Annotated in this window: 1 protein-coding gene; it reads left to right on the top strand. The window is 49.3% G+C overall.

The window, feature by feature from the left end:
* Positions 1 to 38: 38 nt before the first annotated feature.
* Positions 39 to 1,072, top strand: a 1,034-nt coding sequence (locus ACZFYI_RS20535) for an efflux RND transporter permease subunit (protein ID WP_462525979.1), incomplete at its 3' end; no start/stop codon positions are given.

Here is a 1,072-nt window from a genome sequence, read left to right as displayed (position 1 = left end):
CATCAGGCACCTGTCCAAATCATCAAAGATTAAGCGCTATGGTTAGGTTTTTACTGGCAAGACCCATCGCTGTTCTGATGACTTTTTTGGCCCTGATGGTCTTTTCGGTCATCGTGTTCAGGACGCTTCCGATTTCCCTTTTGCCGCCGATCGACGTCCCGCAGATTGTCATTAAAGTCAACTATCCGAATGCTTCTCCCGAAGCGATAGAGCAGAATGTACTTTCGCAGATCCGGGAAGGGCTGATGACACTCAATGGTCTCGAAGATGTGGAAAGCAAAGCCGGCAGCGAGACAGGCACAATCCGTCTGACATTTGCTTTTGGTACCAAAATGGAATTGGCCTACATCGACGTCAATGAAAAAATCGACCGCCTGACCAACAGCCTTCCCCCTGACCTCAGCCGTCCCCAAGTCATCCGGATCAATACCAATGACATTCCTGTGGTGCGGGTTCAAGTGATTCCCAAAGAAGGATTTGACTTTACCGAAATCAGTCTCCTGACCGAAAATGTACTGAAAAAGCGCTTGGAGCAGTTGGAGGGCGTGTCTTTGGTAGATATCAACGGAAAGAAAGAGCGTATCATTACCGTCACTCCGGACAAAGCCGCACTCCGTGCCCTTGGCATGACGGAAGACAATGTGATCAATGCCATCAAATTTGGCAATGAAGAACTCCCCGGCATCAGTGTTGAAGATGGTCAGTTCAGGTATTACCTGAGGTTGGCCACCAGGGTGGACGCTCCCGATGACATCATGAAGCTACCCGTGACTTCCGAAAAAGGCATCACCGTTGACTTGGGACGTGTTGCCAAGGTGCAGTATGAGACCAATGAGGTTTTGGGAAGCCATCTGTTTGGGAAAAAAGAAGGATTGGTCATCACCGTGCACAAGCAGGCTTCCGCCAAGATGAACGAACTCCTTCCCAAGGTATATGAGGCTATTGAGTTGTTCAAGGCGGATTATAACCAAGTGGATTTTGAGCTGACGCAAGACCAATCCGTCCTGCTGAATGCCGGCATCAGCAACCTGCAGACAAGTTTGCTATTTGGGGGTTTGTTTGCTTTTGGGGT

This window comes from Aquiflexum sp. (genome assembly GCF_977115555.1).
This window is presented reverse-complemented; position numbering and strand designations above follow the sequence as displayed.